The organism is Nocardia transvalensis NBRC 15921 (genome assembly GCF_000308875.1).
Lineage (GTDB): Bacteria > Actinomycetota > Actinomycetes > Mycobacteriales > Mycobacteriaceae > Nocardia > Nocardia transvalensis.
Window position 1 is genome coordinate 117,607 of the sequence record NZ_BAGL01000059.1, and the last position, 22,453, is coordinate 140,059.

22 protein-coding genes and 2 pseudogenes are annotated in these 22,453 nt (G+C 67.2%); 13 read left to right on the forward strand and 11 right to left on the reverse strand.

Features of this window, described 5'->3' with window-relative positions; all coding sequences use genetic code 11:
* Window positions 1-72: 72 nt before the first annotated feature.
* Window positions 73-1,113, forward strand: a complete 1,041-nt coding sequence (locus tag ON41_RS20235) for an Lrp/AsnC family transcriptional regulator (protein WP_040749252.1) — start codon at window positions 73-75, stop codon at window positions 1,111-1,113.
* A gap of 16 nt (window positions 1,114-1,129) precedes the next feature.
* On the opposite strand, the gene ON41_RS20240 is transcribed toward ON41_RS20235, so the two are convergent.
* Window positions 1,130-1,630: an SRPBCC family protein gene (locus ON41_RS20240; RefSeq protein ID WP_085995736.1), complete on the reverse strand. Its 501-nt coding sequence runs from the start codon at window positions 1,628-1,630 to the stop codon at window positions 1,130-1,132.
* 57 nt (window positions 1,631-1,687) lie between these two features.
* Window positions 1,688-3,223, reverse strand: coding sequence for an aldehyde dehydrogenase family protein (locus ON41_RS20245; protein ID WP_040749254.1), 1,536 nt, complete (start codon window positions 3,221-3,223; stop codon window positions 1,688-1,690).
* Between the two features lie 228 nt (window positions 3,224-3,451).
* Here ON41_RS20245 and ON41_RS20250 point away from each other — a divergent pair, with 228 nt between their 5' ends.
* Window positions 3,452-4,597, forward strand: a complete 1,146-nt coding sequence (locus tag ON41_RS20250; RefSeq protein ID WP_051161993.1) for a S8 family serine peptidase — start codon at window positions 3,452-3,454, stop codon at window positions 4,595-4,597.
* Window positions 4,598-4,601: 4 nt separating this feature from the next.
* Complete coding sequence (locus ON41_RS39195; protein WP_051161995.1) at window positions 4,602-5,759, forward strand: trypsin-like serine peptidase; 1,158 nt, start codon at window positions 4,602-4,604, stop codon at window positions 5,757-5,759.
* A 2-nt stretch (window positions 5,760-5,761) separates the two neighbouring features.
* On the opposite strand, the gene ON41_RS20260 is transcribed toward ON41_RS39195, so the two are convergent.
* From ON41_RS20260 to ON41_RS20270, 3 genes are all read right to left on the reverse strand, one after another.
* The gene (locus ON41_RS20260; protein WP_040749255.1) at window positions 5,762-6,370 is read right to left on the reverse strand and encodes an SMI1/KNR4 family protein; all 609 of its coding nucleotides are present in this window, start codon (window positions 6,368-6,370) and stop codon (window positions 5,762-5,764) included.
* A 38-nt stretch (window positions 6,371-6,408) separates the two neighbouring features.
* Window positions 6,409-7,194: a hypothetical protein gene (locus ON41_RS41690; protein WP_157185555.1), complete on the reverse strand. Its 786-nt coding sequence runs from the start codon at window positions 7,192-7,194 to the stop codon at window positions 6,409-6,411.
* Between the two features lie 476 nt (window positions 7,195-7,670).
* Window positions 7,671-8,291 carry an MspA family porin gene (locus tag ON41_RS20270; RefSeq protein ID WP_246460824.1) on the reverse strand — a complete coding sequence of 207 codons (621 nt, stop codon included), beginning with the start codon at window positions 8,289-8,291 and terminating at the stop codon, window positions 7,671-7,673.
* A 227-nt stretch (window positions 8,292-8,518) separates the two neighbouring features.
* Here ON41_RS20270 and ON41_RS20275 point away from each other — a divergent pair, with 227 nt between their 5' ends.
* From ON41_RS20275 to ON41_RS39200, 3 genes are all read left to right on the forward strand, one after another.
* Window positions 8,519-9,382: an alpha/beta fold hydrolase gene (locus ON41_RS20275; RefSeq protein ID WP_040749257.1), complete on the forward strand. Its 864-nt coding sequence runs from the start codon at window positions 8,519-8,521 to the stop codon at window positions 9,380-9,382.
* 1,350 nt (window positions 9,383-10,732) lie between these two features.
* Window positions 10,733-11,281, forward strand: coding sequence for a hypothetical protein (locus tag ON41_RS40410; protein WP_083905483.1), 549 nt, complete (start codon window positions 10,733-10,735; stop codon window positions 11,279-11,281).
* A gap of 349 nt (window positions 11,282-11,630) precedes the next feature.
* The gene (locus ON41_RS39200) at window positions 11,631-12,608 is read left to right on the forward strand and encodes a glycoside hydrolase family 19 protein (protein WP_051161997.1); all 978 of its coding nucleotides are present in this window, start codon (window positions 11,631-11,633) and stop codon (window positions 12,606-12,608) included.
* Between the two features lie 14 nt (window positions 12,609-12,622).
* Here ON41_RS39200 and ON41_RS42495 read toward each other — a convergent pair.
* From ON41_RS42495 to ON41_RS43455, 5 genes and pseudogenes are all read right to left on the reverse strand, one after another.
* Window positions 12,623-12,736, reverse strand: a pseudogene (locus ON41_RS42495) (IS5/IS1182 family transposase); the annotation flags it as partial.
* Window positions 12,737-12,909: 173 nt separating this feature from the next.
* Window positions 12,910-14,595: a nitric oxide reductase activation protein NorD gene (locus tag ON41_RS20285; protein WP_040749258.1), complete on the reverse strand. Its 1,686-nt coding sequence runs from the start codon at window positions 14,593-14,595 to the stop codon at window positions 12,910-12,912.
* Window positions 14,592-15,410 (reverse strand): CbbQ/NirQ/NorQ/GpvN family protein, encoded by an 819-nt coding sequence (locus ON41_RS20290; protein WP_040749259.1) that lies wholly within the window; start codon window positions 15,408-15,410, stop codon window positions 14,592-14,594. The genes ON41_RS20285 and ON41_RS20290 overlap by 4 nt, the downstream gene beginning before the upstream one ends.
* On the reverse strand, window positions 15,410-16,582 hold the full coding sequence (locus ON41_RS20295) for a spirocyclase AveC family protein (RefSeq protein ID WP_040749260.1): 1,173 nt from the start codon (window positions 16,580-16,582) through the stop codon (window positions 15,410-15,412). The genes ON41_RS20290 and ON41_RS20295 overlap by 1 nt, the downstream gene beginning before the upstream one ends.
* Window positions 16,579-16,713: a hypothetical protein gene (locus ON41_RS43455; protein ID WP_276325744.1), complete on the reverse strand. Its 135-nt coding sequence runs from the start codon at window positions 16,711-16,713 to the stop codon at window positions 16,579-16,581. The genes ON41_RS20295 and ON41_RS43455 overlap by 4 nt, the downstream gene beginning before the upstream one ends.
* 96 nt (window positions 16,714-16,809) lie before the next feature.
* Between ON41_RS43455 and ON41_RS20300 the strand changes: the two genes are divergently transcribed.
* Window positions 16,810-17,418: a TetR/AcrR family transcriptional regulator gene (locus ON41_RS20300; protein WP_040749261.1), complete on the forward strand. Its 609-nt coding sequence runs from the start codon at window positions 16,810-16,812 to the stop codon at window positions 17,416-17,418.
* A 74-nt stretch (window positions 17,419-17,492) separates the two neighbouring features.
* Here the strand turns inward: ON41_RS20300 and ON41_RS40420 are convergent.
* Window positions 17,493-17,693 (reverse strand): annotated as a pseudogene (locus ON41_RS40420) (TetR family transcriptional regulator); the annotation flags it as partial.
* 437 nt (window positions 17,694-18,130) lie between these two features.
* Here ON41_RS40420 and ON41_RS20305 point away from each other — a divergent pair.
* From ON41_RS20305 to ON41_RS20330, 6 genes are all read left to right on the forward strand, one after another.
* On the forward strand, window positions 18,131-19,663 hold the full coding sequence (locus ON41_RS20305) for a nitric oxide reductase activation protein NorD (RefSeq protein WP_040749262.1): 1,533 nt from the start codon (window positions 18,131-18,133) through the stop codon (window positions 19,661-19,663).
* Window positions 19,664-19,686: 23 nt separating this feature from the next.
* Entirely contained in the window at window positions 19,687-20,487 is an 801-nt protein-coding gene (locus tag ON41_RS20310; protein WP_040749263.1) for a CbbQ/NirQ/NorQ/GpvN family protein, read from the forward strand.
* A gap of 22 nt (window positions 20,488-20,509) precedes the next feature.
* On the forward strand, window positions 20,510-20,638 hold the full coding sequence (locus ON41_RS43460; protein ID WP_040749264.1) for a hypothetical protein: 129 nt from the start codon (window positions 20,510-20,512) through the stop codon (window positions 20,636-20,638).
* Entirely contained in the window at window positions 20,635-21,363 is a 729-nt protein-coding gene (locus tag ON41_RS20320; RefSeq protein ID WP_040749265.1) for a hypothetical protein, read from the forward strand. Before ON41_RS43460 ends, ON41_RS20320 begins: the two co-directional genes overlap by 4 nt.
* 25 nt (window positions 21,364-21,388) lie before the next feature.
* Complete coding sequence (locus ON41_RS20325) at window positions 21,389-21,820, forward strand: hypothetical protein (protein ID WP_040749266.1); 432 nt, start codon at window positions 21,389-21,391, stop codon at window positions 21,818-21,820.
* Window positions 21,821-22,020: 200 nt separating this feature from the next.
* Window positions 22,021-22,453, forward strand: a 433-nt coding sequence (locus tag ON41_RS20330) for an MlaD family protein (RefSeq protein WP_306307783.1), incomplete at its 3' end; no start/stop codon positions are given.

Genomic DNA, 22,453 nt, shown 5'->3' on the forward strand with positions numbered 1-22,453 from the left:
AATCGTGACAGGATGGTGAGACCTGTCGAAGTTTGGGTAAATTCGCAGGATCTTCGAAAAATCGGGGTGCGGATGCAGGATCATGACATCGTCCTGGACGAGCTGGATCTGGCGCTGATCAACTGCCTCGAGATCGCCCCGCGCGCCACCTGGCAGCGGATCGGTGCGGCCCTCGAGGTCGACCCCGTCACCGTGGCACGGCGCTGGCGACGACTCGGCCAGGCCCGCGCGGCCTGGGTCGGCGGGCGCGCTACCGGCGTCCCCGATGCCTGCCAGGCAATCGTCCTGGTCAATTGCGCCAACGGGACGGTGAACGACACCGCGCAGCGGCTCGCCCGCTGGCCGCACGTCCTCAGCGTCGAGCACATCAGCGGAGGTCACGATCTGTCGCTGCTGATCGCCGTTCCGAGCCTGGGCGCGCTGTCGCGGCTGCTGCTGGAGTCGCTGTCCGCAGTCCCGGGCGTGGCCGCGACGAGCACGATGCTGGTGACCCGGGTCTATCGGATGGGCGACCAATGGCAGCTCAATGCCCTCGATGCCGCGCAGCGAGCCCGGCTCATGGACGGTGTGCGGCCGTGGCCCGCGCGATCACCGGCGCCGCGCCCGCTCGATGCCGCCGACCGCACGCTCGTCCTGCGGCTGGGACACGACGGCCGCACCCCGCTGGCCGAACTCGCGCACGAAACCGGCCTGAGCATCAGCACGGTTCGCCGCCGCCTCGACGGCATGATCACCGCCGGTCAGCTGGTGCTGCGCTGCGATCTGGCGCTGTCCCTGTCGAACTGGCCGGTGGGCATGTGGCTGTGGGCACGCGCCGATCCGAACGATCGGACCACCGTCGAGGCACTGCTGCGGATACCCGGCGCCCGCGTCTGTATGCGGGTATCCGGCGGCGAGCCGAATCTCGCCGTCGGGTTCTCCCTGCCCAGCGTCCACGAGGTACTCGTGGTCGAATCGCGCTTGTCCGCGGAGGCGCCGCGGCTGACGATCGTCGGCACGTCCCTCGTCCTGCGATTCATCAAACGCATGGGCCACGTACTGGATTCGGCGGGCCACAGCGCCACGATGGTGCCGATGACCCTCTGGGCCGACCCCGGTGAGCCGACGGTATGACCTCCCCGCGGACCTCTCAGCGCAGCGCCACGGCGAAACGCTCGTCGGTGAGCGTGCGCAGTTTGCGGAGGAAGTACCGGAACGTCGCGTTCATCAGGGGCCCGAAGAGCCGGAGCGATACGGACGTCGGGCGGTCTCCGGCCATGGCCATCGTCCAGGTGAGGCGGCAGCCGGTCGCGGTGGGGACGATGCGGTAGTCCTCCGCGAACGCGGTGATGCCGCGGACGGAGCTCTCGTTGAACCGGAAAGCCATGTGCGCGTAGGGCTCCCACGCGAGGAACTCCTCGTTGCCGACGATGCCGGCACGCATCCGGACGGTGCGCGTGGTGCCGATCCCGCGCGGCTCCGGGCTGGTCCAGGTGACACCGGTGATCACCGTGGCCCACTTCGGCCAGGCCGAGGCGTCGGCGAGCACCTCGAACACCTGCTCGGGGGTGATGTTCAGCTCGACGCTGTTGGAGTATCGGTGCGGCGCGGTGGCGGCGAAGGTCACGTCGACGCGCTCGCAGGGGTGCAGGGACATTCGTTCTCTTTCGTTCTGTGAAATCGTCTGCGTCGGTACAGGTTCCGCCCCTCAGGAGAGGAACCGTCGCCCCAGCCGGGTGCCGAACCCGTACCGCACCACCGCCTCGAGATTGCGCATCGTCTTCTCCGAGTACGGGTACCAGACGCTTTCCTTCTTCGACTGCCACCGATCGATCAGCACCGGCTGGGCGTGGGTGAATCCCCGCAGCGCGCCGGTGCCGTTGACCTGGCCGACGCCGCTCTCCTTCCGCCCGCCGAACGGCGCCTCCGCCACCCCGTAGATGACCGACGCGTCGTTGTGCACCACGGATCCCGTGGTCAGCCGGGCGGCGATCCGCCGGGCCTTGGCGGCGTCCCGGGTGAAGACCGAACCGCTCAATCCGTACCGGCAGTCGTTGGCGAACCGGATCGCCTCCTCCTCGTCGCGCACGCGGGTGATCGCGACCACCGGCCCGAAGGTCTCCTCGGTCATGAGCTGCATCTCGTGCGTGGCGTCGACGACGACGGTGGGCTGGAAGTACAGGCCGTTCCCGGCGGCGGGCGAACCGCCGACGACGATATCGGCGCCCTTGGCCTTCGCATCCTCGAGATGCCTGGTGACCACCTCGACCTGGCGATCCCAGAACAGCGGTCCCATATCCGCCTCGCCCGGGCCGTAGGTGACGGCCGAGGCCTTCTCCGTCACCAACCGGACGAACTCGTCGGCGACACTGTCGACCACGTAGATCCGCTCGGTGCTCATGCACACCTGACCGGTGTTGAACATCGACAGGTACACCGCACCCGCCGCCGCGCGTTCGAGATCCGCGTCGGCGCAGACGATCATGGCGTCCTTGCCGCCGAGTTCCAGCGTGTACGGCAGCAGCCGCTGCGCGCACGCCGCGGCGATCTTGCGCCCGGTGCCGACGCTGCCGGTGAAACACACCTTGTCGATATCCGCGTCGACCAGCGCGGCGCCGGTCTCGCCGTCGCCGTGCACCACCTGGACGACATCGTCGGGCACGCCCGCCTCGCGCAGGACTCGCACCACCCATTCGCCCGAGCGGGGCGTCACCTCCGACGGTTTGAGGACGACGGCGTTGCCCGCCAGCAACGCCTGCACGACCGGGTTGAGCGACAGGATGAACGGCCCGTTCCACGGGGTGATCACGCCGATCACGCCCAGCGGCTGGTAGTCGATGTAGAGCTTCTTGATCGGCAGCAGATACCCGTGCAGCCGCTGCCGGTGCGGGCGCAGGTCGCGGCGGGCGCGGGCACTCCAATGATTGAGGAAGTCGCATCCGGCGACGATTTCCATCGTGAGCGCCTCGACCCGCGGTTTGCCGGTCTCGGCGTGCACCGTATCGATGATCTCCTCGCGGCGATTCACCAGGACCTGCACCGCGGCGCGCAGGATGTCGGCGCGCTCGCCGACATCGCGCGCCGCCCAGGCCGGCTGCGCGGCGTGCGCCTTCGCGACCACGGCCGCCACCTCGGCGGCGTCGGCGACATCGATCTCGTCGATCGGCCGCCGATCCACGGGGCTGTCCAGGGCGAGGCGGCGGCGACCTTCGGCGGTCCCCGGAATCGAGCGAACAATGGCCATGCCCCAAATCTAGAACAAGTTCCACTTTTGGTGTGCAGATTTGCGGAATTGTCTACTGGCGGTTTTCGGCCACCTGTCGGCTCGACATCCCCGTCGGAGCCGCGCGCCGATCATGCGGCCGCCCGTTCGCGCCGGAAGCGCGTAGCGCGCTACTCGATGCAACCGCGATGTGACGGCGGACACTATTCCTGCGCTCGAGTCCGCGCAGATCACTTCGAGGGGATTCCCATGACTACACACGTCGACGCCTCAGCATTCGCCGCCCAGCAGGTCGTTCCGGTCGAACCGCCGATCCAGCACGATCGGGCCGCGCTGCCCGAACTCATCCAGGCGACACAGCTCGTCCGGGCCGCCGAGGCGCGCAACACATTCACCGTCGACGGCGCCCGCGCGACGGTGGCCGTACTCGACACCGGGGTGCGCGCCACGCACGTCGACTTCGCGGGGCGGGTGGTCGCCCAGCGCAACTTCACCGCCGACAACAACGGCGACCGGGAGAACGCCTCGGACGGAAACGGCCACGGCACCAACGTGTCCGGCATCGTCTGCGCCGGCGACATCCACACCGGCATGGCGCCGCGCGCGAAGCTCGTCGCGTTGAAGGTGCTCGCGAACTCCGGCGGCGGCAGCTTCGAGCAGATCCGCGACGCCCTGCAGTGGGTGCTCGACAACCGTGCGCGGCACGGTATTTCGGTGGTCAGCATGTCGCTGGGCGCATCGGACAACCGCGACACCGACGCCGATCTCGGCGGCGATGTGATCGGCGCGCTCCTGCGGCAGCTGACGGAGGCCGGCGTCGCCTGCTGCGTCGCGGCCGGGAACGACTACTTCGCGTTCGGCAGCGCGCAGGGCATGAGCTATCCGGCGATCTTCCGCGAAACCCTCAGTGTCGGTGCGGTATACGATGCCGACGAGGGTGGATTCAGCTACCAGTCCGGTGCGAAGGCGATCTCGACGGCCGCCGATCGCATCACCCCGTTCTCCCAGCGACTGCATCGCAAGGTCGGCGGCGACTGCGAGACGGATATCTTCGCTCCCGGTGCGCCGATCACCTCGTCGGGCATCAACAACGATCGTGGCGAGTCGATCCAGCACGGCACCAGCCAGGCGACACCGGTGATCGCCGGCATCGTCGCACTGCTGCAGGACTTCTGCGTCCGGGTCACGGGGACCCTGCCGGCCGTCGGCGAGATTCGCGACTGGCTGGTCCGCAGCGCGGTCGACATCATCGACGGCGACGACGAGCAGGACAATGTGCAGCACTCCGGCCTGCGCTACCGCCGGGTCGACGCGATGGCGGCGTTGACCGCATGCGCGAAAGACCTGGCGCGACGCCAACTCGCGGACGCAGGCGACCGGACCGTCGTCGCCTAGACCGATGAGCACCGACCTGGAAGCCGTCGCCCGGCAGCGGCTGGCCCGCAGCGCCGCCGAGATCCGGCATTCGATACTCGTGGCGGCGCAGGGCAACCCGTTCGCCGCCGAACGGGACCCCGGGCGCATCGTCGCGCGGTTGCAGGCGAAGACGAGTGGCGAGCTGAGCGCCGACGACGCGCAGCAGGCCGCCACGGTGATCCACGAGTCGGCGCGGCCGGGCGGCGAAGGGCTCCCGGCGGCCGACGCGCCGTTGTCCGATGCGGCGGTCGCGGCGGCCACCCGGGTCAACCGGCCGGAGAAGATCTACGGCGACACACTGGATTTCGTCAATGTCGCATTTCTCGAGAAGGGCACGCGGGTGGCCCGGGCCGTCGCCCGCGTCGCGTTCCGGACCGGAAATCCGCAGGGCTCGGGTTTCCTCATCGGCGCCGGGCTGTTCCTCACCAACCATCACGTGATACCGGATGCCGAGACCGCGCAACGGCTCTGCCTCGAATTCGACTACGAACTCGACCTCGCCGGACGCCCGCGCCCGGTGACCCGGTACGCCATCGACACCTCGGTGTTCGTCACCGACGACGTCGACGGGCTCGACTTCACGATCGTCGCGGTCGGCGCCCGCATCGACGGCGACCGCGACCTCGCCGAATTCGGCTTCGTACCGCTGTCGAGCGCGCCGGACAAACACATGCTCGGCGAGTTCGCCAACATCGTCCAGCACCCGATGGGCCGGCTGAAAGAGGTTGTCCTGCGAGAGAACCGGCTCGTGGCGCGACTGGACGAGGTCCTGCACTACGTCGCCGACACCGAGCCCGGCTCGTCCGGATCACCCGCGTTCAACAGCGACTGGCAGGTGATCGCCCTGCACCACTGGGGCGGCCCCTGGCGACAGGTACAAGACGCCGCCGGACAACCCCTCCCGATCAGCGTCAACGAAGGCATCCGAATCACAGCCATCCTCACCAAGCTCGCCGCGACCCCCGCCCTCCCCGAACCCACCCGAACCCGAATCGACACAGTCATAAACCTCGGCACCCAAAGCAACAGCGAGGAATTCACCCCACCCCCGATCCCCGATCAACCACCCCGCCTACCCACAAACGGCACGATGACATGGACGATCCCCATCGAGATCTCGATCCACATCCCGCAACCATAGCTTCACTGTTGTTCGAGTAGATCTACTTCGTTTTGTATGAATGTCCTGAAACTGTCGTGCTTTTCGAAATCGCCGTGACCGAAGGTGTAGACCGGAGCGCTCTCGTTTTCGGTGTCGGTCGCCGCGCGTAGGGCGATGAAACTTGCGCCGTCGTCGGTGCCGCCGACCACGATGAGTTGGTCGAAGGAATCCACGCCGATTTGCGCCGGGGTGAACTCTCCGCTGCGGAGGAAGGCTCGGAGGTTCTGTGCCGGTGTCGAATCGGGAGAGATCTCCTCGACGGGGAACAGGCTGTCCGCTCCGGAGAAGAACCTCCACCCGTCAGCGTGGCGCAGCCATTCCTTGAACTGGTTGTCGAACCTGACGCCGAGCCTGTGCTCGGCCGCCTGGATTCGCGCATCGTCGATCGGCGGGTTGGGAGTCGTCAGCATCCAGGCGTCATCGTGCCCCTGCGCCTTGTCCTTCTCGTACCAGGCGTGCTGAGCCCTGGTGAGGTCGGTGATCGCGGCGCGGCACCAATCGTCGGCGGGATTCGCCGGGGCTTGCTGGCCGGAGGCGCAGGCAGCGGCCAGTGCGGCGAGCAGGAGCAGCGAGGCTCGGAAGAGTTTCATCGTCCACCTACTCGGTCGGCGACAAGGGTTTCGGTGGCTCATCGTACGGGTCCGTAGGGAGGCGGGGAGGCCAGACCGCGGGGCGTGACCCCCGGCTGGCAGCCCTTGGGGCCCCATTCGCCGGGTACGAAGGCGAGTGCGCGATACCCGAGCGGATAAGCGCCTGCCTGGCCGCCGATCGAGGCGTTCAGCTTACTGTCCAGCGCTTCCCATGTGAACGGTTCGGCTTGTCCTACCGGACCCGTCCACGTGGTGTCGGGCACGTGCCCGGCCGCGGGGCCATTGGGAAATCGAACCGGATCCTGCGGGTATTTTCCCGGATTGTCACGCCTTTCCCGCTCGGCCGCCCGGTCGGCGCCCTTGCGAAGTGCACCTTGGGTACTCATTCTGATCGCGGGCCGCCCTTGGGACACTATGTACTCGTTGGCGCCCACGATGTAGCGCTCACGCTGGTCGGTAATCGGTGGCGTCACCGGCTCGCCATCCTTGTAGCAGACCGCGACCAGCCCTTCGCAGTCCTTCGATCGGTTCTGGCCGCCTTCGCAGTTCGCCTGCTTGTTCCGGTTGAGGAACCGTTCCCGGTACTTCTCGTACCATTCGTCGCGAAACTCGTTCCACAGTTGCTGCTCGAACTGTCTCCGGTTGCCGAAGCACCCTTTGTTGAGCGCGTTGGTGCGGTCGATGACCCTCTGAACGAACGGATCATTGGGGTCCTCGATCTCCAAGGGGCCGATGATGCCGATGACGACCTCGTGAACTTCCTCGGGTTCCAGAACTCGGATACCGAGTACGCCGCAGGCCGGATGGACGTAGGGCTCGATCAATTCGCGCGGATTGCGCGGAGGATCCCCACCACACGGCGCCTTCGCCGGCTGACCCGGTAACGCCGGTGGAATGTACCCGGGCACAGGGACGATCGCCTTGCACGGATCCGGTGCCGGTTCCGGCGGCGGCGGGGTCAGGGCCGCTGCCGGAGGTTGTGTGGGCGTCGTCGAGGGCGGCGCTGTGGAGTTGGGGGCGGGGACGGTCGCCTGCGGCTGTGCGGGTGGCCCCGGTGGCGGAGTCGGGAGGGTCGGTTCTTCGATCTCGGGAAAGTTGCCGAAGCACGGCCAGCCGGGGTGCAGTTCCTGCCATTGCGGGCAGGGCACATAGGGATTGATGGGTTTGGCTTCGGCCGGCGGGGCGTTCCGGCCACCGATGGCTACGAGTCCGAGTCCGGCCAGCAGGGCCAGGGCGGCGATCGCGGGACCGCAGCGCCGGACGACCCGTGTCGGTCTCCTGAGCGGCGACATCGCTTGTCTCAGAGATAGATCGGGTCGCCGTACACCGCCAGCGAGTTGTCCGCCGTGGGTGTGGAGATGGTGACCTGGGCGTAGGAGCGGAGGCTGACCGGGCCCATACAGCCGTCGATCTTGATGTGCACCTGATCGGACGAGATCGACCCGTGGCGCCCCGCCAGCGGCTTGGTGCCGAACGGGATATCGGTGATGGTGCCCGGTTTGAGGTAGACGGTGGGTGAGATGGTCGCGCTGCCGCCGACGCCGGAGGTGACGCCGATGGTGACATTGGGGCCGATCGCCACGCCGATGGCGACGCCGCTGGTCACGTCGACCTGGCAGCCGATCTGATATCCGAGCGCGAGGGTGCCCGAGTTGACCGGCGCGGTCCCGTCACCGTCGATGTCGGCGACGGCCTTCAGGCTGACGAAGCCCTCCCGCGAGAACAGTGTCGACGCGAGATTCGGGTACCTGTCCAGGTTTTCGTCGGTCTTGGTGACCCGCATCTGCCAGCCGTCGTCGGTGACCTTGTCCCGCGACTTGTCGGCCAACGGCTCCGCGCCGGCCACCCCGCCGCCACCGACAACCAGGACGGCGCTGGTCAGCATTCCCGTCAGAACGGCGATAACGCCTCGGATGCGCATGAAGTCCCCCCATGTCCGGATAACCGAGCAACCCGGCCGCACAACCGGGCCGAATTGCATTGCGCTACAAATGAATCCCCCGCCAGGACCCCTTCGTCGGTAACGCTAGCATGATCACGCGACTCGGACCAGAGTCCGTCGGGTGGACCCGCCGATCCCGGGCCGATGACTTTCGGGTGAATCTGTCGTCTGTACTTCTGGGTTTACCGACAGACAGGAGTGCGGGTATGACGGGACCGGTTTCATCGGGCACGACCTCGGTGCGGGCGAACGGTGTGGATCTCGGGATCGAGAGTTTCGGGCGGGCGGAGGATCCGCTGGTCCTGCTGGTCGGCGGGACGACGATGGTGTCCTGGCCGGACGTGTTGTGCGAGCGGCTCGCGGCGGGTGGGCGGCGGGTGGTGCGTTACGACCTGCGGGACTCGGGCGGGTCGACGACACTCGATCCGGAGAATCCGGCGTACGGCCTGCGGGATCTCGTCGCCGACGCGGCCGCGCTGGTGGAGGTGCTCGGTGCCGGGACCGCCCATCTCGGCGGGGTCGGCGTCGGCGGGATGGTCGCTCAGGTCGCCGCGCTGGACCACCCGGACGTGTTCTCCGCACTGACCCTCGTCGGCACCCGGCCGGTGGCGCCGGGCCCGGTCGACGAGGACCTGCCGGACCACGACTCCGCGGTCATGGCCGCGGCGTTCTCCCACCCGATGCCGGACTGGACCGACCGGGACGCTGTCGCGGCATTCGCCGCCGAGGGCGCCCGACTGATGGGAAACGATCCGGAGGAAGCCCGTGCGACGGCAACCCGAATCTGGGACCGGACCCCGTCGAGCGATCCCGCGGTACACCAGGCGAACCAGCTCGGGATGGTGTTCTCCCGAATCGACTGCACCCCGCGATGGCGAGAGCGACTCGGCGAACTCGACATCCCCACGCTCGTAGTCCACGGCCGCGCCGACCCGTTCTTCCCGGTAGGCAACGGCGAGGCCCTAGCCGCCGAAATCCCTCAGGCGCGACTACTCGTCCTCGACGACATGGGCACCGCCCTCCCCCACTCCTCCGCCGACCAGATCGCCACCGCCATGCTCACCCTGTAACCGCCGACGCACAGCACTGACAAGCCCCGCCTCGGACAGCCCTCGACACTTGACCGCCCCGAGCTCGCAACCATCGGCCGCCCTGTCATCGGCAGCGAAACGGACGTCGACCGATGAAAGGGCTGTCCCTTCTTCATCAGCTTGTAGAGCCGTCGAGACCATGTGGTGACCTGGCGAATTTGGGGTATGGATTATGACCTGGCATTTCACTGCTCCAAGCCATCCTATAAGTTCCGGAGGAAACTCATGGATTCCTACCGCTCCGGGGCGGAAAATGACACGCAAAATGGCAACAGAATTCCCGCTGTATCCCGCCACTACCGACTATACGGAAGTCGGCCGGGACAGCCCCGACCGGCGATCGTATCGCAATGTCCCGTCTGTGCAGTTCAACAGGATTCCAGAGAAGCATCGACAACCTAGACACGACGTGAGCGACACCGCCCAGTCGAACTGACGCAGTGAATCAATGGCGTCGGGACGATCCCGGTAGCCCGCCGGAAAGGAAACTCACGTGAGTGTAGGTCGTCCGCTGCCCACGGGAACTTCCGCTCGGCATCCTGTAAGCGGTCGAAGAGAACCCGCCTGTCGCGGAATGCTTCTTCTTCACCTTGGCTTTCTGTTGAGACTCGGAGCGGACCGACTTCTTGGCCTTCGCCCGAGTCTTCCTTGCGGGTGGAACTTCCCTCTCCGGCGTCCTGTCGATATACGGCTTTGGTGGCGGCTTGGGCTCGCGCTCGACACCTGGGTGTTCCATTCTGGCTTCCGTGCGTAGACGTTCCCACAGGGCGACCTGGGCCTGCTCCGCGTCGGACAATGGGCGTCGCAATCCCTCGCGTCGCAGTTCGAGGATCCGGTCCGTCAGACCCCAATACCTCTTCCATGCAGCCTGTCGCGCCTGCTCAGCATTCTTCGCGTCCTTCACACCAAGCTCCACTCCGCTCAATTCGGACCAGTCAGTTTGACGGACTTATCAAAGAATGGGTAGAGGCAAAAGCCCCTTCTGTCGCCCAGGTACACGGCGCTGGGCTCAATCGGGTTGTCATCTGAATGCCGCCGCGGGGCCGACAGCCACAGAGCGTCGATGACATCCTCCGGGTGGAGAGCAGCGCCACCGGACCGCATCACGATGGCTCACGCCGCCGAACGCGAAGCTGACGCACGCCGACCTAGCCAGTGGCCTGCAGATGTTGGCGTAGCGCCGGTGACGCGCTGCGATCACGATTGTCTACAAGGCATTCGGTGAATTGGATGCGACTAGGGGCCAGACGCGGGCACAGCTGGCACATGCCGTGATGTCACCGATGAGCCGACCTTCCAGAGCAGGTTCGAGCTGTCTGTCGGCTCGGCATGTTGCTGCCACACTTCGACAAGCTGCATCAGCAACGCTACGTGTTCAATCCCGCCAGCGCTGCCGAGATCCCGGTATTGGACCGGCTGGCCGAACGTGACGGCGTAGACGAACTCATCACCCTAATGGACCGCACCCGCGCCGATCTCGCTTCGGAAGTGGCTACCAGAGATCAGGTACAGGGCACCGCCGACTGCTCCTGCCATCAGTCGAAACGGACGTTGACCACCGAAATCTGGGCAAAGCTACATCAAAGTGACACTTTGGAGCCCTGGTCAACCGTCCACAGGCACCACCGAGGACCTGCGCTCGGCATCGTTCACCGGCGGCGTGCCCGAGGCCGACGACGGCGATCCGGACGATCCAGCGGAAGGGGACGTGCCGAACTGTCCCTCGGCGCACAGACCGACACTGAGTTGCTCGAACGCGTCTTCGGCTCCGCCGGCTACGCCAAGGCCACCACCCTCGCCGAACTGAGCCCGGGCATGGACGAACTATTCCTCACATGCTTGCGGGAACACAGCGCGCCGAACCGCGCCGGAGGATGACAACCGCACCATCAACGAGCCATTCACCCCAGCGCCCGGCCAACCCGGCACACAGCCCGACGGCCACGGCTGGTAACAATCTGTCCGCGGGTATCGCGACGCACTCGGCACAGTAGAGCAGAATGGACCGATGTCGACCTTGGACAACAGCTTTTTGTGGGCCAAAGTCAGCAGTAGCCCGGCCGAGACTGCGTCCTGGCTGGCGAGTGGTCCCGAATCGGTGGCAACATCTCCGCAAGCTGCGGCCCCCGAAGATGCCGCCATCTGCCCGACCAACGGATGGACCGGGTGGACCGTCGATCTGCCTCCTCCTCCGAAAGCCAGGGCGACACTGAAGGAGACGACCGCGATGGTGCGGGGAGTGTTCCAGGCGATGGTCGACCATCTCGGGATCGGCGACAAAGCGGCGGTGCCCGACGTGAACGAACTGCTACGCCAGACCGGACTGGCCGACACCGTCGACACCTCGATCGTCACCGACGAGCACAACGCCGCGGTGGACCGGATCCGCGGCGTGAAGCAGCGATTGACCACTCAGCACGAAGGCATCGCCGCGAAGGTGGCGAGCGCCGCGAAGAGGGGCACCGAACTCAACCGCGACATCTGGAACGAGGTCTGCGACCTGCGCTCCGCACTGCAGGCCGCGGGGACGAAGACCCTGCCGGCGAGTACGGAGGTCGCGCTGATCGAGCACCTGCGCACCTCGTTGCGCACGATCGGGAAGAAATACGAGGCGGTCGCCGGGGACAATCGGGCCGACGGTGACACGATGGGCCCCCTGACGCCGGAGCAACTGAAATCCCTTGCGTCGAAGACGGATTCCGATACGTTGCGGAAGTATCTGCCGTATCTGAACAAGGCGATGCGCGACGCCGGTATCACCACACCGGAGCGCGAGGCCGCGTTCCTCGCCCAGATCATCCACGAGACCGACAAGCTGAAGACCCTCACCGAATACGGTGACGCCGACTATTTCAACGGTCTCTACGGTCCGCATACCCCGGTCGGCCGCTCACTGGGTAACACCCGTTCCGGCGACGGCGCCCGCTACGCCGGACGCGGCGCCCTGCAGATCACCGGGCGCTCGAACTACCGGGAAGCAGGCAAGGCGATCGGCGTCGACCTGGAGAAGCACCCCGAGAAGGCGGCCGAGCCGAAGCACGCGTTCGACGTCGCGGCATGGTACTGGAAGACCCACCATCTCAACGACGACGCCGACAAGTCCGATATCGACGCCATCACCAGAGAGATCAACGGCGGCACCAACGGCGACGCCGAACGACGAAAGTACTACGACAAGGCCCGCGATGTCCTCGACGCCGACTGACCCGTCCCTTCCGGCACCACTGCGGTGAACACAGCCCGCTCGTCGGTCGGCGCGGTACCACCACCCTGCGGCCGCGGGGAGAACTCTGGTAGCAACGGCTCGATTAGATCCCACAGTTCGTCCGGCACAAGACGTTTCGACAACCGATCGGCCACGAGTCAAATATTATGCGGCACCACCGGTTCCGACACACCGCAAACGAATCAACATCACGCGAGTCATCGCGTTGTCGAGCCCGTCGCCGACGGTGCCGAACGACGGGAGCAGTCCGGCCGACCGGATTTTCTCGCCGAAAACCCATTCATCCGCGTACCGGTTTCGGTGCGCTGAGTTCCCGGAGCGAGGCGAGGAACAGTTCGTCCATGCGGGGGCTCAGTTCGGCCAGGGTGGTCGCGGCGGCGTGGCCCGCGGAGCCGAAGACGCGTTCGAGTGCGTCGGTGTCGGTGTCGGCGCCGAGGGACAGGCACAGGCACCCGACCCCCTCGGCGCGAAGTTCTTCCAGGGCCCTGCGGGCGTCGGCTTCGGCGTAGCGGCCTTCGTACCCGTCGTCGTAGGGGAACCCGTCGGACAATACGAGCAGAAGCCGGTTCTGTGTTCCCGCTTGGGTTTCGAGGATCTCGCCCGCGCCGCGGATACCGGCGCCGAGGCGGGTGTAACCGGCGGGTTCGAGCTGGTTGAGCCGGGCGCGCCCGACGGCGCTGAAACGCTGTCCGAAGGTTTTGATCGCCGGGAGATGGACCGCGTGGCGGCCTTGGGATCGGAAGGCGTAGACCGCGACACGATCGCCGAGTTCCTCGAGGGTGACCGCGAGGGTGGCGGCGGCGCGGCGCTGGTGGTCGTGGACGGCCATGCCGTCGGGGTCGGTGTCGGTGGCCGATCCGGAGGCGTCGAGCAGGATGAGGACACCGAGATCGCGCGACAGTTTGCGGTGCTCGCGGTAGACGTGCTCGGGTGGCGAGTATCCCGAGCGCAGGTCGACGAACAGGTCGATGAGCGCCTCGAGGTCGAGGTCGTCACCGTCGGGGCGACCACGAAGTACCTTGGGGCCCAAGCCGACCCGGGCCAAGCGCCGGCGCAGCACGTCGTCGGCCGGGACACCGGCGGCGGCGATATCGGCATCGGCGGTGAACGGGAAGTCGATCACCCGGCACCATTCGGCCCGGTACCGGTGGTGGTGGACATCCCATTCCGGGTAGAGGGCGCCGCCCACGCCGACGGCGGCGCCGGGCTTGTCGTCGTCGGTGAAACGGATTCGCGTCGGGAGCGGGCGGGCGTGCGCTCCGACCATCCGTGCCCGCCGGACCGCGCGCACCGGCGCCTCCGCGCCCGCGGGCCCGTCGCCCGCAGAACGTTTGCCGCCCAGCTGCTTTCGCATGAAGTCCAGTAGCGTCCGCGAGCCGAACAGTGGATTCTCGAACAGCTTCGCGATCTTGCTCTCCCCCGAGTCCGGGGTGTCATCGTCGTCGTCGGCCTCGGGGACGTCGAGGGGATCGAATTCCAGGCGCAGCTCGGTGTCGGTGGGCCGCGCTCCCGCTCCGGCGGTCGATGTCAGTAGCCGCGACGGTTTGACGACGCCGAACCAGTCCGGTGGGTCAGCGACCGGATCGCGCCCCCGGGCCACCTCGAGTGATTCGTCCGCAGACGCGGTGCTCGGCTCGCCGGCGTGCAATGCGGCGGCGAGGGGGATCCGCGCGGCGAGTTCGGCGAGCACTCGGCGGCCTTCGAGGGACAGGTAGCGGCGTGCGATCGCGGGCCGGGCCCGCAACGGCTTCACCCGGTGCTGCTCGAGGCTTCCCGCGCCGAGCAGCGCGGCCTGCACCAGCACCGCGCGGCGCTGTTCGACGACGGACCCCGCCGGGACGAAGATGACCTGGCTGTCGGTGTGCGCGGCCTGCCCGGCCGGTGCAGGCGCGACCTCGACGGCCCGGCCCGCGAGGAAAGTGGCCAGCAGCCGGAACCGGTCGAGGCCGTGCGAGTCGGCGGTCATGATCGGGGCAGGACGGCGTCGGCGAGTTCGCCGAGCGCGCGCACGACCTCGTGATCGTCGGACAACGCCTGCACGACCGCCGACCGCACGGCGCTGCGCAGGCTCAGCCCTTCGGCGACCAAACCACCGGCGAGGATCAGCATCCGCGTGGACGACACCTCCCGTAGCGGTGAGCCGTCCAGGGTTCGGACGGCGTTGCCCAATGTCACGAGCGCCCGCGCGGTCTCCTCGTCGATGCCGGCTTCGTGGGCGACCACCTCGGTCTCGATCTCGGCGGGCGGGAATCCGAGTTCGATGGCGACGAACCGCTGCCGGGTCGACTCCTTGAGGGTCTTCAGCACGCTCTGATAGCCCGGGTTGTAGGAGATCACCAGCTGGAACCCCGCCGCCGCCGACAGCGTCGTGCCGAGCCGGTCGACCGGAAGCTCGCGACGGTGATCGGCGAGCGGATGGATCACCACCGTGGTGTCCTGGCGCGCCTCCACCACTTCGTCGAGGTAGAAGATCGCTCCCGCCCGCACGGCGCGGGTCAGGGGCCCGTCCACCCACACCGTCTCCCCGCCCTTGAGCAGGAACCGTCCTACCAGGTCGGCCGACGTCATATCCTCGTGTCCCGCAACGGTTATCAGCTCGCGGCCGATCTCGGCGGCCATGGCCTCCACGAACCGCGTCTTCCCGCATCCGGTCGGGCCCTTCAGCAACACCGGCAGGCCACGGCGCGCCGCCGCCCGGAAGACCTCGACCTCGTCTCCGACCGCCTTGTAAAACGGCGCCTCGACCGCGGTGCGGGCAGGATGGTTGTTGGTCAGCGTCATCAGTTTTCCCGATCGAACGGAACGATTTTCGGCAGCTCTTTACCCTCGGGCAGCACGAAATGGCCGTCGGGATCGACATAGCCGGTGCCCTTGCCGGGGATCGGGAGCACCGGGTCCGGGCACAGCCGCCCCGTCCCCTCACCGCAGATACCCATGTCGAAATACGACCGCTTCTGGATGTCCTCGGGCCAAGACTCGGCGTGCATGCCCAGCCACTGGGCGGGAATGTTGTAGAACACGAAGAAGAACATGCTGCACGCCGCGAAGATCGCCAGGAAGCGCATCGCCTGCTGCTTCACGAATCCGCCCCGGATCCGTTCCAGCCCGCGTTCGACGAACGTGCGCCCCCGGTCGTCGGTGAAATAGCGCAGCGCGCACAGGCCCGCCTGCACACCGCCCCACATCAGCCCCTCGTACAGCGGCCACTGGTAGTAGGTGCCGGCATTGATCGAGAGGGATTTGATGGCGCCGGGATAGGTGAACAGCCCCATCGGCATGAGGAACAGGCCCTCGATGACGAAGTCGAAGACGAACGTCCACACGATCAGCACGCCGATCAGCCCGTAGTTGTTGATCCGCGGCCAGAATGCCTTGGCGCGCCGCATGATCCAGCAACCCAGGATCGTGCACAGCAGCACGCCGTAGGAATAGCCCGGCGCGTTCATCAGGATCGGCTCGGCCATCATGTGACCTGGCTCCGCGTACGACCGCCAGCCCGGGACATACGGCACCCACGAGCCCATGTTCCACATCCACGTGTTGTAGGTGCTCCACGTGTTGAAGTAGTTCAGCAGCGGATCCTGGAACCACAGCAGCCCGCACGCCACCAGCAGCATGCCGTCGAGCGTGATGCGCCGCTCTCGCCGCCACGGCCGGACGATGAAGTAATAGATCCCCACCGGCAGGCCGACGATGATCACCACCGTCCACGTGATCAGGACCGCCTTCATCAACGCCGGCGGATCACTCGGCCCGGTCGGCACCCGCTCGAAATGCGGGCCCGTCACCCACCGGAGCCACACATACAGCTGAAAAGCCAGAATCAGGCCACCGATCACCGCCCAGACCCGCACCGGCGTCGACTTCGACGGGGACCGGGCGCCCAGCGCGGCCACGTCGGCGGCGGGTTCGGTGACAACGGGCGCGGTCTTGCTGTCCGACGGTCCACTCATGACACCGTCTCCTTCTCGATCGTCGCAATGCAGCGCTCACGAACCCGGCCCGGCGACAGCACGCCGGCCGACAGTGAGCTCGGCGACCAGGAGACTTGGCGGACAACGACTTTCATCGCAATCACCGTCATCGAGACCTGTCTCCCACGGCGGCCGACCCGGTCAATATACCAATGGGTATCTCGGTGACCAACGGTTTTCCTGGATTCTGTCGGTAGACTGACGGCATGGTTGAGCGGTGGACGGTGGAACGGCGCCTCGAACACACCCGATCACTGCTGCTCGACGCAGCGGAAGCGGTGTTCGCCGAAAAAGGCTTCATGTCAGCGACCCTCGACGACATCGCCCGCACGGCCGGCTACACCAAAGGCGCCATCTACAAGCACTTCACCGCCAAGGAGGACCTCTTCCTCGCCGTGAACGACCGCTACTGGCGCCGCTACTTCGACACCTTCTCCGAAGTGATCTCCGCGGCCACCGAAGTCGGCGCGCACGAACTCGACGAGATCGCCCAGCGCTGGCACCGCCTCAGCGACGAGCGGGGCGCCGGGCAAGCCGCACTCGGCCACGAGTTCACCCTGTACCTGCTGCGCAACCCCGACGCGCGAGAACGCGTCGCGGCCAAGCGATCCGAGGTCGCCCACGCCCTCGCCGCCTTCGTCACCGAAGGACTCGACCGCATCGGCGCCACCCTGTCGATCCCGCCCCTGACCTTCGCCCACGTCCTGATCGCCACCACCGACGCCGTCGAACTCGGCAGCCAGCTCGACGACCTCGACCTCTACCGGCCGATCCTCGAAATGTACGTCTCGGCAATCAAACTACCCGACACGTAAGCACAGCCCGAAGCGGTGCGGGGGTCCCCCGGCGGGCGGCGGGCGGCATCCCCCAGTTGCCGCCATGTTGCCTCTCAGCCGTGCCAGGTGGCCGAGCCGGTCGCCCAGCGTACGGGGATGTCGAGGAAACGGTCGAACTCGGGTGCGACACGTGCCTCCTCGTGCAGCGCCAGTTCCAGCAGCACGTGCCCTTTGGTCGGGAAATGGAAGTAGAACGTCGCGCGCCCCACCCCGGCCACGGCGGCGATCGCCGCGATGTCCGCCTCGGGCGCTCCGCTGCGGCGGAATTCCGTCGATCAAGTAAACGGTGATCAAAGTCAGTATAGAGCATCGCGAAAGCTAGCCAAAAGCTACGAGATAGATGCTATTTACCCAGGTAGATCGTCGTATTATCTGTCTTAACTCTTGTCAAGTCGTTGACTTCAGTCAGTCTATAGTTTGCAATGATTGACATGACAGATCGAGTCGGGTGTCCCGTTGATGAGGCACGTCACCGGAGGACGCGTGTGCTCCGGGGCGCTGTCGGCGGTGCTGCCGGCGTCGGGTCGCTCGCTATAGCCAAGGAGGTCTGGTTGTGCTGTGGGTTTGGGAAGGTGTCCGGTATGTGGCCGCGTACGGCGGCACCGGTCTGGTCATCGCGTTCTGGTACTGGATGTTCAAGAGGATCGGCACGTTCTGAGTTCGCGATCGTCGGCGCTGTCGGGGGTGCGTGGTGAGTGAGATCGCGAACGGTTCGGCGCTGGTTGTCGAGCGCAGTTGCGCGGTGACCGCGGTGTCGCTCAGCGGCGGTCGTCGTGCGGGCGCGCGGCTGGTTACCGGCCAGCGGCGTGGGTTCGGGTTGAACGCGGGCCTGGATTTCGTTCACGTTCCGTACCCGTGGCCGGTGCGGGACTGGACCCGCCGGACCGTGACGTGCGGTGTGGCGCTGCAGTGCGCGCCCTCCAAGGAGCGGGTCGTCGGCTACCGGCTCGGTGAGTTGTCCGCGCGCGAGTTACGGGCACTGGTGTGGGTCGAGGCCGGTGTGGCGCTCGGCTGGGTCGCGTCGCGGTGGCCGGGGTTGCTCGGCGACATGCGCCGGGTGCTACCGGATTTGGACGTCGCGCCACCCGACACCGGCGCCGCGGAGGTGATCACTCGTGCGGTCGCCCTGGCCGCGCAGCGGGGCCCGCTGGACGCGCACCCGCTGCTGGGGAGCCTGCCGGTAGCGCATACCGCACCGGCTGGGCTGACGAGCGCGCTGCGGCGCCGGTACGGCCGGATGCCGTGGACCACCCGGCTCACACACTCCCCGCGCCCGTATTCGGTGCCGGTGGGCGGGGACGACGGTGTGCGCAACCCGAACCTGCCGCCGCCGAGCCGGCCACAGGACGACGACGCCGACGTCACCCCCGATCATCGGCCCGGAATCCCGTATCCGGAATGGAATACCTGGACCGGGAGCTTCCTGCCCGGCCACGTCGCGGTGCTGGAACGCGCCGTCACCGGCCGCACCCGCCGTGCCGGGCCCGTCGCCGCCGAGGTGCGCCGATGGTTCGAGCGGCATACCGACCGTGCGATGACCGGCCGCCTCGAAGACGGCGCCGACCTCGATGTCGACCGCTATATCGGCTACTACCTGGACTCGGTCCTCGGCGCAGCAGCCCAGCCGCGAGTGTTCCGTGACCTGGTGCCACGCAGCCGCGATGTCACCACCGCGGTGCTGCTGGACGGCAGTTCCTCACTGGGCGTGCACGGCGGCCGGGTCTTCCGGCTGGAGCTGGCGTGCGCCGACGCGTTGTCGCGGGCGATGGTCCTGGCCCGCGAGCGGCACGGCATCTTCGTGTTCACCGGCAACACCCGCCACCGCGTGGAGGTGCGGTGCCTCAAGGATTTCCCCGACCCGCGGTTCGTCCCGCCGAGCGCCCAGGGCTTGGGCACCGGCGGTTACACCCGGCTCGGCGCGCCGCTGCGGCACCTGACCAGCCGGTTGCTGGCGCAGCCGTCGCAGCGGCGGCTGCTCATCGTGATCGGCGACGGGCTGGTCTCCGACGAGGGCTACGAGGGCCGCTACGCCTGGGCCGACGCGGCGCACGCCGTGGAGGAGGCCGAGGAGGCGGGGGTGTCGGCGTACTACATCGGTGTGGGGCCGGCGCGGGTCGATCCGCTGCCGGAGATCTTCGGGCCGCGCCGCAGCCGACGGATCCGGCACGTGGACCAGCTTCCGCAGGTGCTGGCCCACGTGCACCGCCAATTGGTTTCCGCATGACCGCGATTCACCGGAGGTGAGAGATGCCCGGCGCTGCCTACCATGCCGGCGGCAACGAACCGCAACTGTTCGAGCGTGCCTTCCGCCGCGGTGTCCCGGTCATGCTCACCGGCCCCACCGGCTGCGGCAAGACCCGGTTCGTCGAGCACATGGGCGAGCTGCTGGGCCGCGACGTGGTCACCATCAGCTGCCACGACGACCTGACCAGCTCCGATCTCGTCGGCCGGTTCATGGTGACCGGCGGCGACATCGCCTGGACCGACGGCCCGCTGACCCGGGCGGTCAAGACCGGGGCAATCTGTTACCTCGACGAGGTGGTGGAAGCCCGCCACGACTCCCTGGCCGTCCTGCACTCGCTGACCGACCACCGCCGCACGCTCTACCTGGACCGCGCGGGCGAAACCGTCGCCGCGCCGGAGACGTTCATGCTGGTCTGCTCCTACAACCCTGCCTACCGCAGTTCCCTGAAAGACCTCAAACCCTCGTTCCGGCAGCGGTTCGTCACCCTCGCCATGACCTACCTGCCACCCGACCGGGAAGCAGCCGTGATCATCGCCGAAACCGGGGTCACGCAAGCGGTCGCCCAGCGACTCGTGCACTGCGCCAACGCTATTCGCACGGCGGATGCGGCGTTTCACTTCGAGCCTCCCTCGACGCGGGTCCTGGTGACCGCCGCCCACCTCGTCGCCGCCGGAGCCGGGGAGCTGGAGGCGGCCGAGGCCTGCCTGCTGGCGCCGCTGAGCACCGACGGCGCGATCACCGACGGCCTGCGCGAAATCGCCGCGGCCGCGTTGCCGACCACCGACACCTCGATCACACCCTGACAGCGAGAAAGGGGGCCCACCCATGGACCAACAAGAACGCGGACGCAAAAGAGCACTCATCGTCCTGCAACTCGTCATCTACGGCTACCTGCTGGCGATGTTCGCGATCCAGCTCTACATGTCCTTCGCCCGAGGCTGGTGGGACCTGTGAACCTCCCCCTCATCAAACGCCGCACAGGACAAACGAACCCGACCACACCCGTGCCGCCCGACGGCCTCGACGATCACCACGACCAATCACGCGCCGCCCAGCGCCGCGCCGACAAATGGATGATCGCCGGCGCGGCCATGATGGGCATGTGGGCCCCCGGGCTCCTCGGTCTCCCGGTCTTCCTGCGCGGCGTGTGGCTGCAACGCCAAGCACTGCGCGCCGGGCTGTCGGTGCGGCCGATGATCGTGACCCTGCTCGGCTACCTGGTGTTGATCGACGGCTGCCTCAACAGCCTGGGCTGGGCCATGGACATGCTCGGCAACCACACCCTGCTCAGCCGCGTGTTGCTGGTCGGGTGGGGCAACATGTTCGACGGCGGCTACTACTGGCACTACAACGAGATGTGGGTCGGCGGCGCATCCGGTCCCGGGGAGAAGGCCTACGTCATCGGCCTGATCCTCACCGTGTTCTCCATGCGCGTCGCCGCAGCGATCGGGTTCCTGCAGATGAAACGGTGGGGCCAGCAGTGGATGATCATCACCTGCTGGATGGGCATCGTGGTCTGGTGCGCGTACGTGCTGAACATGACCATGTACGCCGACGTCCGCTACCGCGGCACCGTGTTCCCGGTCGTCGGCTGGTGGCTCTACGACATCTTCTACATCAGCCCCTTCCTCGCGATCCCGTACCTGCACACGGTCAACCGCGAAATCTTCACCGACTGAACACCTTCTGCGAGGAAGCACTGCCATGACCACCCCCGCCACACCGGCCGCAGACGGCCCGGCCGAAACCCTGCCCACCGGCACCACACCGCTCTACGCCAACATGCATAAATGGATCCAGCGCGCCACCTTGATCTGCCTGGTCGCGCTGGTCCTCGAAGGCGCCTTCACCCTGCCGTTCATGGCCGTCTACTACGGCTACCCCACCCTGAGCCTCACCCAGATCTGCAGCGAACTGCGGAAGAACCAGTACTCCGACGACACCCTGGAATGCCGGTTCCCCTACCCGATCCTCGGGCCACCCGAAGGCGCGCAATCCAAGAACACCGCCCAAGACACCTGGGGCACCCAGCCCACACCCCATTACCACCGGCTCGGCTTCCGCGAACTGGTCCGCATCCACGACGAACGCGAAGCCCGCAACGCCGCCCGGACCGAGACCGCCCCACCCCGGTGACCGTCCCGGACGCACACAGTGAAAGACGGCCCGGAGACCGGTACTGATCCGGGCGGCCATCGCCGGCTCGGCGGTTCCAGCCAGAGAACGAACCGGTGTCCGCCAAGGCGGCAGAGGTGCGAGAAATGCCGAAATTCGGACCACGACAACGCTTTCTCGGAGTCGCTGCGGCGGTGGCCCTGTCGGTGACCGGATGTGCGGTGAGTCTGGACAAAATGCCGCTGCCGGCGCCGGGCGTCGAGGGCTATCACGTGACGGCCACCTTCGCCAACGCGCTCAACCTGCCGACCAAGGCGAAAGTCCGCCTCAACGGCGCCGATGTCGGCCAGGTCGAATCGATGCGGGCGAAGGACTACACCGCGATCGTCTCGATGCGCATCCGGTCCGGGGTGCCACTGCCCGCGGGCACCACCGCCGAACTGCGCTCGGCCACCCCGATGGGCGACGTCTTCATCGGACTCACCCCGCCGGCGAATCCGGATCCCGGCGCTGCGAACCTCGCCGACGGCGCGACTATTCCACTGGCAGCCACCTCCGCCGCGGCGACCATCGAGGAAGTGCTCACCCGGGCCGCGCTACTGGTCAACGGCGGCGCCATCGAGAACGTCACCAGCCTCGCCAACAGCCTCGGCC

Excerpts from the sequence above, each read along its gene's own strand:
- ON41_RS20235 (WP_040749252.1), top strand. The coding sequence starts at position 73 with ATGCAGGATCATGACATCGTCCTGGACGAGCTGGATCTGGCGCTGATC.
- ON41_RS20245 (WP_040749254.1), bottom strand. The coding sequence starts at position 3,223 with ATGGCCATTGTTCGCTCGATTCCGGGGACCGCCGAAGGTCGCCGCCGC.
- ON41_RS20250 (WP_051161993.1), top strand. The coding sequence starts at position 3,452 with ATGACTACACACGTCGACGCCTCAGCATTCGCCGCCCAGCAGGTCGTT.
- ON41_RS39195 (WP_051161995.1), top strand. The coding sequence starts at position 4,602 with ATGAGCACCGACCTGGAAGCCGTCGCCCGGCAGCGGCTGGCCCGCAGC.
- ON41_RS20260 (WP_040749255.1), bottom strand. The coding sequence starts at position 6,370 with ATGAAACTCTTCCGAGCCTCGCTGCTCCTGCTCGCCGCACTGGCCGCT.
- ON41_RS20270 (WP_246460824.1), bottom strand. The coding sequence starts at position 8,291 with ATGCGCATCCGAGGCGTTATCGCCGTTCTGACGGGAATGCTGACCAGC.
- ON41_RS20275 (WP_040749257.1), top strand. The coding sequence starts at position 8,519 with ATGACGGGACCGGTTTCATCGGGCACGACCTCGGTGCGGGCGAACGGT.
- ON41_RS40410 (WP_083905483.1), top strand. The coding sequence starts at position 10,733 with ATGTTGCTGCCACACTTCGACAAGCTGCATCAGCAACGCTACGTGTTC.
- ON41_RS39200 (WP_051161997.1), top strand. The coding sequence starts at position 11,631 with ATGGTGCGGGGAGTGTTCCAGGCGATGGTCGACCATCTCGGGATCGGC.
- ON41_RS20285 (WP_040749258.1), bottom strand. The coding sequence starts at position 14,595 with ATGACCGCCGACTCGCACGGCCTCGACCGGTTCCGGCTGCTGGCCACT.
- ON41_RS20290 (WP_040749259.1), bottom strand. The coding sequence starts at position 15,410 with ATGACGCTGACCAACAACCATCCTGCCCGCACCGCGGTCGAGGCGCCG.
- ON41_RS20295 (WP_040749260.1), bottom strand. The coding sequence starts at position 16,582 with ATGAGTGGACCGTCGGACAGCAAGACCGCGCCCGTTGTCACCGAACCC.
- ON41_RS43455 (WP_276325744.1), bottom strand. The coding sequence starts at position 16,713 with ATGACGGTGATTGCGATGAAAGTCGTTGTCCGCCAAGTCTCCTGGTCG.
- ON41_RS20300 (WP_040749261.1), top strand. The coding sequence starts at position 16,810 with ATGGTTGAGCGGTGGACGGTGGAACGGCGCCTCGAACACACCCGATCA.
- ON41_RS20310 (WP_040749263.1), top strand. The coding sequence starts at position 19,687 with ATGCCCGGCGCTGCCTACCATGCCGGCGGCAACGAACCGCAACTGTTC.
- ON41_RS43460 (WP_040749264.1), top strand. The coding sequence starts at position 20,510 with ATGGACCAACAAGAACGCGGACGCAAAAGAGCACTCATCGTCCTGCAA.
- ON41_RS20325 (WP_040749266.1), top strand. The coding sequence starts at position 21,389 with ATGACCACCCCCGCCACACCGGCCGCAGACGGCCCGGCCGAAACCCTG.